Source organism: Salegentibacter sp. (assembly GCF_041642575.1).
Lineage (GTDB): Bacteria > Bacteroidota > Bacteroidia > Flavobacteriales > Flavobacteriaceae > Salegentibacter.
In genome coordinates this window covers 1-6,910 of record NZ_JBEPWD010000097.1, presented here as the reverse complement: position 1 = coordinate 6,910, position 6,910 = coordinate 1, and the positions used below count along the sequence as shown (strand labels likewise).

At 42.4% G+C, this 6,910-nt stretch carries 7 protein-coding genes; all 7 read right to left on the bottom strand.

Translation table 11 applies throughout. From position 1 onward, the window contains the following. Positions 1 to 14: 14 nt before the first annotated feature. The gene (gene phoU / locus ACESK1_RS11280; RefSeq protein WP_372920281.1) at positions 15 to 698 is read right to left on the bottom strand and encodes a phosphate signaling complex protein PhoU; all 684 of its coding nucleotides are present in this window, start codon (positions 696 to 698) and stop codon (positions 15 to 17) included. 11 nt (positions 699 to 709) lie between these two features. Next, complete coding sequence (gene pstB / locus ACESK1_RS11275; RefSeq protein ID WP_372920280.1) at positions 710 to 1,510, bottom strand: phosphate ABC transporter ATP-binding protein PstB; 801 nt, start codon at positions 1,508 to 1,510, stop codon at positions 710 to 712. Beyond that, on the bottom strand, positions 1,510 to 2,364 hold the full coding sequence (pstA, locus tag ACESK1_RS11270) for a phosphate ABC transporter permease PstA (RefSeq protein WP_372920279.1): 855 nt from the start codon (positions 2,362 to 2,364) through the stop codon (positions 1,510 to 1,512). Before pstA ends, pstB begins: the two co-directional genes overlap by 1 nt. Further along, positions 2,357 to 3,235, bottom strand: a complete 879-nt coding sequence (gene pstC / locus ACESK1_RS11265) for a phosphate ABC transporter permease subunit PstC (RefSeq protein ID WP_372920278.1) — start codon at positions 3,233 to 3,235, stop codon at positions 2,357 to 2,359. The genes pstA and pstC overlap by 8 nt, the downstream gene beginning before the upstream one ends. 123 nt (positions 3,236 to 3,358) lie before the next feature. Further along, a complete protein-coding gene (locus ACESK1_RS11260) occupies positions 3,359 to 4,300 on the bottom strand; it encodes a PstS family phosphate ABC transporter substrate-binding protein (protein WP_372920277.1) in 942 nt (313 codons plus the stop codon). Positions 4,301 to 4,312: 12 nt separating this feature from the next. Continuing rightward, a complete protein-coding gene (locus ACESK1_RS11255; RefSeq protein WP_372920276.1) occupies positions 4,313 to 5,518 on the bottom strand; it encodes a porin in 1,206 nt (401 codons plus the stop codon). Positions 5,519 to 5,824: 306 nt separating this feature from the next. Beyond that, on the bottom strand, positions 5,825 to 6,910 hold a 1,086-nt coding region (locus tag ACESK1_RS11250), incomplete at its 5' end, for a transporter substrate-binding domain-containing protein (protein WP_372920275.1).

Sequence of the window (6,910 nt, the reverse complement as noted above, 5' to 3'; positions counted from 1 at the left end):
CTGAAACATCAGGTTTAGTCCTCACTACGTCTTACTTTTTTCTTCTTGCGGTGCTTCATCACTTCGGCTTCGCTATAGAAGATAATCTCTTCAGCAATGTTGGTAATAAGGTCACCTATGCGTTCCAGTTTTTTGATCACGGAAAACAGCAGCAGGAACTGGTTGATAAGCTTGGGGTCTTTTTGCACCTCTTCAGAAATAATTCCGAAGGACTGCATATTGATCTTGTTAAGAGTTTTATCCTTTTTAAAAACCTTTCTGGCCATTTTGGTATCCACCTCCTCGTAGGAATCGGTGATGTCTTCCAGCATAGAAAGCGCTGCATCGAACATCTCCTCCAACTGCATCATTTCCAGCAGCTTTTTGTCTATTGGCGTATCGAGTTCCACGATATATCTGGAGATCCCGTAGGCGTGGTCTCCCACCCTTTCCAGGTCGAAATTGATCTTCCGCAGGGCCAGGGCAAACCTCAGGTCGCTGGCAACAGGATTATGAAGGGCGATAAAGCGCTCACAATCCCTATCTATTCGAAGATCGAGGGCGTTCACCCGGTTTTCGGTATGTACCACTTCCTCGGCCAATTCACTGTCGTGATTAAAAAAGGCTTCCCGGGCGTTCCCCAGTTGCTTGTGACAAAGTTGAAGCATCTCAAGCCCGGCCTGATTTAAAGCTTCCTTATGTTGATCTAAACTTATCATAATACGTTTTTTTATCCGAACCTACCTGTAATATAATTCTCTGTTTGTTGTTTTTCGGGATTTGTAAAGAGTTTTTTCGATTTATCGTACTCTATTAGTTCCCCAAGATAGAAAAATGCGGTGTAATCGCTTATTCTTCCTGCCTGTTGCATATTATGCGTAACTATCACAATAGTATATTTTTGCTTAAGCTGGTAAATGAGCTCCTCGATCTTTGCTGTTGAAAGCGGATCGAGTGCTGAAGTAGGTTCATCCATTAAAATAATGGAAGGCTCTACTGCCAGGGTACGCGCAATACAAAGTCGTTGTTGCTGTCCACCCGAAAGCGCCATTGCCGATTTGTTCAGATCGTCTTTTACCTCGTCCCACAAGGCTACCTGTTTCAGGGACTCCTCTACTTTTTCTTTTAGAAATTTTTTATCCTTTATGCCCTGAATTTTCAGGCCATAGGCAACATTCTCGTAAATAGATTTTGGAAAGGGATTGGGTTTCTGAAAAACCATCCCTACCTGCTTGCGCAGTTGTTCTACATTCACCTTCTTTTTATAGATATTCTTTCCATCTATAAGGATCTCTCCTTCCATCCTGAAGCCGTCCACATAATCATTCATTCTGTTAAAAAGCCGGAGGAAAGTAGATTTTCCACACCCGGAAGGACCAATAAAGGCGGTAACCTTATTGGCTTTGATCTGCATATCTATGCCTTTAATCGCCTCGAAGTTGTCATAAAAGACTTTCACTCCTTTAGCTTCCAGCTTATGAACGCGTTTGAGCGAATTATCGAGTACTTTATCTTTAGCTTGTTCCGTCATTATCCTAATTTTTTCTGCCATTTATTTCTGAAGTAAACAGCTATCCCATTCATCAAGAAAGTTATTAATAATAAAATTATAATCGCTGCAGCGGCATTCACTTCAAAGCCGTGCTTGGGCCTGGAGATCCAGTTAAATATCTGAATTGGCAGCACCGAAAATTCATCCATAGGTGATTCCGGAGCAAAAGGCACATAGGCCAGAGCACCAATAACAATTAATGGAGCAGTCTCACCCACTGCCCGGGAAAGTGCCAGGATAACCCCGGTCAAAATCCCGCCGAAAGATGCGGGCAGCAATTGACGAGCCACGGTTTGCCATTTTGAAGCACCCAAAGCAAAAGACCCATCTCTCACCGATTGGGGAACCGCTTTAATCGCCTCCCTGGTAGAAACGATAACAATAGGCAGAATGAGCAAAGCCAGGGTAAAACTTCCGGCCAGCACACTGGAGCCCATTTCCAAAACACGTACAAATATTTCAAGTCCCAGCAAACCATAAATAATTGAGGGTACTCCTGCAAGGTTGGAAATATTCACCTCGAGCAGCGATGCGAGGCGGCCTTTTTTTGCATATTCTTCAAGATAGATCGCAGCAGCAATTCCCAATGGCAGTGCGATAATGGTAGTTAGCACCAGCACCCACACACTTCCCATAAGGGCGGTATAGATCCCTGCTCTTTCAGCCTTACGCGAAGGCAGGCTGGTAATAAAATCCCAGTCAATTCTTTGCAGGCCGTCTATGAGAATAGATCCAATAAATATGGCAAGTAAAACCAGTCCAAGAAGGGTACATGCGATGCCCCAAACCTTAAAGATCTGGTCTTTGAGTCGGTTGGCTTTTATATTATTCATATTTCTCCCGGAATTTTTTCCTGATCCTATAACTTAAAGTATTGAGCAGGAAGGTGAAAATAAACAGGGTGATCCCTGCCGCGAAAATAGTTCTATACTCCAGGCTGCCATGTTCCACATCCCCAAGGCTCACCTGGACGATATAAGCAGTAATGGTTTCTACCGGAACGGTAGGATCCATAGTTAACCGGGGTTGTTGTCCCGCTGCGATGGCCACGATCATGGTTTCCCCAATCGCCCTTGAAATTGCCAGAATTATCGATACGATTATTCCTGAAGATGCTGCAGGTACAAGAACTCTAAATGCATTCTGAAGTTTTGTTGAACCCATTCCGTAAGCCGCTTCCCGAAGGGAATTTGGTACGGCATGGAGGGCATCTTCACTAAGGGAAGAGATAAATGGTATTATCATAATCCCCATTACCAGACCGGCTGAGAGCGAGTTAAAACCAGACAAGCCGGGAATAAAACTCTGTAAAAATGGAGTAACCACAGTTAATGCGAAAAAACCGTAAACAACAGTTGGTACTGCTGCCAGCAATTCGAGAGCCGGTTTAATGGTCTTTCTGAAACTTTTAGGAGCATATTCACTAATGTATATACTGATAGTAAGTCCAACAGGTACCGCAAACACTATAGCAATAAATGAGGTTAACAAGGTTCCCGAAAGCAAAGGCATAATTCCAAAATGCTTTTCGGTAAAAAGTGGCGTCCACTGAGTATCGGTTAGGAAATCTACAATGGAAACTTCCCGAAAGAAGTTAAATGCCTCTATCGAGAGCACCAGGATGATGCCCAGGGTAACCAAAATGGTAATCAGAGCACTTGTGAGAAGCGTCTTTTCTATTAAAACCTCTTTAAATTTCCGCATAGATGGGTCTTATTAGGTCTTAGATAATAACAGGTTGTCTAAAAAGGTGTTTATAATGTTTTCGAATCCGCTCGATGCAACATTATACCAACAAGCTTTTTAGACAGCCTCTTAATTCAGTAATTATTCTTCTAATTTAACATTCTCAACAAAATCCCTGAATTTTTCCTGTTCTCTTTTGTACTCTTCATCGGTTAATGGCACATAACCAACGTCTTTTAAAAGACCGGGTACCTCTTCAAGGTAAAATTCAATAAAGTCTATTACTTTGGGATTATTCTGAACAGCAGAACTGTTAACATACAGGAACAATGGTCTGGATAACGGAGCATAAGTTCCGTTACTAACAGTTTCGGTTGAAGGTTCAACACAACCTTCACCTCCATCTACACCAACTAACTTAAGTTTGTCGCTGTTTTCCGAGTAGTAGGCCAGGCCGAAGAAACCGAGTCCGTATTTATCACCGGAAACTCCCTGTACCAAAACGTTATCATCTTCACTGGCAGTATAATCTCCACGGCTGCTTCCGCTTTTTCCATTGATAGCTTCAGTAAAATAATCGAAAGTTCCTGAGGCTACTCCAGGTCCAAAAAGGTGAATCTCCTCGTCCGGCCATTCAGATCGAATCTGGTTCCAACGCATGATTTCTCCCTGAGCTGCAGGCTCCCAGATCATTCTTAATTCCTCAACAGTAATACAGTCTAACCAATCATTTTCAGGATGGGCAATCACAGCAAGTCCATCATAAGCAACTTCAAGTTCAAGAAAACTAATATCGTTTTCCTCTGCAATTGCTTTTTCGTCTTCCTTTATTGATCTTGAGGCATTGGCGATATCTATGTCTCCTCTGGTGAATTTCTGGAAACCACCTCCGCTACCTGAAACACCAATGGTTACATTTACTTTTGGATCTTCATTTCTGAATTCTTCGGCTATGGCTTCAGTTACAGGATAAACCGTACTGGAACCGTCTATAGAAATACCGGAATCTCCCTTATCTTTTTTATTGTTTCCGCAGGCAAACATCAGGAATGCCATCGCGCTTGTAAATAATACTTTTTTCATTGTTTTTAGTTGTTAAAAGTGAAAGTCAATTTGGAATCTAAACATTAAATCATTGTCAATATCATCCTCATAATTATTGAGGCTAAGGTCGGTTTGTACTTTTAATTTATGGCCCACAATATATTTTGAAAGCCCCAAGGTGTACTGGTCCTGTATACCTAATCCACTTATTTCTCCAAGTCTGTCCAGGCTGGTATATCTACCGAGAAGTTGGAAGTTGTTCTTAAAAACATAACCGGATTGGATGTTAAAACCTTCTCCCACATTCACCATCTCTCCGGTAGGGGTGCCATCAGAATTGGTCACTACAACCTCATCGGCAGTACGCTTAGCATACTCGGCCATCATCGACCAGCCACGGTATTTGAACATCGCGTCAAGGAAAAAGGTAGTGATATCGGTTTCAAAAAGTCCGGTATCGGTTTGCATATATGCTCCGGAATTAGACCTGGTCCTCACCGCATCATCATTAAAATCGTAGGACATCCCCACACCCAGTTTAGGCTCCGGCTCTCTTTTCAGGTCGGCTCCTTTGTAATCATCAAAGTCCCCGAAAGGCAAAGCTTCCAATCTTCCGGTGTACTGAAAGCCACCTTCATTCCCGGTGCTGATATTCCTGCCTTCACCCTGAGAAAAAGCCAATGCTTCCTTGATGATGAAATCGTTACCCAAATCTATAGAGTGGTGCAATTGAATTCCCATATCCCTATCAATGTTGAAGCGGCTGTTCACCAGGGAGCGGTCTACGGTTTCCATGTTGGCTGAAGAGATCACCCTTTCGCGGTTCCCCGGAAGTTTGGTTTGACCGGCCCACAGCTCAAAATTCTCATAGAAGTTCCATTTAAGCACCGCATCAAGGATGTAGCGCGGGGCATTTCCGGTGTATTGATTAGCTCCTGAAATATCGCGGTTTGAAAGACCCAGTTCGATCTTATATTTAAGTTTTGGAGAAAAGGCAAAACCACCAAACTTTAAACGGGAGCGTCTTATCAACAGGTTCGAGTCTCCCGATTCGAACTCTTCATAATGCGGATATTCCCATTCAGAAGTGTACAAGGATTGGAATCTGGCAGCAAAATTCAAGCTATAAGAGCTATCCTTTGCTACAATATTGATAAGGCCTTTCCCAAAGGTGTTTTCTGAAAGGTCTTGTGATTGCATATTAATTGATGCCAATAAAAGGATAATTAAGGACGCGAGGCCTTTTTTGAATTCCATAATTTTTCTTTGTTTTTGTCACTGCAAATAACAGAAGTTAATGTTAAGTCTACGTTAACTGCAAATTATGGTTCAGTAAAAAGTATGTCGCTAAAATTAAAAAAAAGGTTGCCTGGCCGAGGCAACCTTCACACATCTCAATCGACAAAAACAAAGATGGTTGAATTCCTGAATGCATATCAGAAGTACAAATATGCCGCAAATGCAGCAATACTGTGTAAAGGGAAGGTTATCTAAATTTTAATTTTAAGGCACAGGAAAACAGGCTCAGGTTTTTTCCGGGCTTGAATTCAACTGAAAAAACGGTTAATATTCCTCCAGAAGCTTATTCCACTCCAGGGTTTTTAAGGTCCCGACAAGAATTGGATCTATTTCCCGAAGCAAGGGTGAGTCTTTTGGAAAACTGTATCCGTAATAATCTCGCTTGAGGGTTTGCTGAAGCACTTCGATTTCGTCACCCAGGCCTCTTCGCTCAATCTCATATTTAAGAATTGGCTGATCGTATACAAAAAGACTTGATCTTTCATCAAGAATATCCTGAATTCCCTGCCTTTCGTTAGCTACTTCTTCAGTTGTCACTGCATACTGGCCGAGCAATTCCCGGGCACTGGATCCTTTTACGGTAACCACATCAAATCCTTTAAGATCCTCCACCGAGGTGATCTCATCAGAAATACTCTGTACGGTAAGCGAGGAAGCGATTCCCGCGGTTAACCCCGAGATCATCACTATAGCCATAAACATCCATATAAGTCCGATAAACCTTCCCCCGAAAGTCCGTGGTGCCTTATCCCCGTAGCCCACTGTAGTCATCGTAACCGCACTCCACCAGAACCCCTGAAGGATCCCACGGGCTCCCGGACCAAACTCTTCTTTATTTCGTTTATGTTCAAAGATCCAAACCAGGAATCCAAAAAGCAAGATCACTCCCAGGAGAATCAGGATACCTTTTATGAAATTCCAACTAAAAATATTGGCAAGATATGTCCATATCATGGTTTCGCTTTTCTTGGCAACACCGGTAAAAGAAATAAAATAAGGTTGAGAGAAATCCATTCGCTGCATACGTGAATCGGTGACCGTAATGGGATTAATACTAAAATCAACTTCCCCTTCTTCCACGGCATCCATAAGTGCTATCAAGGAAGGATAGGTACGGAATTCATAATCGGCTCCAAGTTCCTCGTTGACCATTTCCCAGGATGATATACTGAGACCTGAATATTCTCCATTCTCTTCTACAACGAAGGGCGGAGTTTCTGTTATTCCAATCTGAAGTTTTTCAACGGTGGAAGCCAAAGTGTCCTGGGCATAAGTTTCTGCGGAAAAAAATAAGCTAATAAGAAAAAAGAATCTCAGGAAATTATTCATAGTAGAAAAATGGTGTTTTAG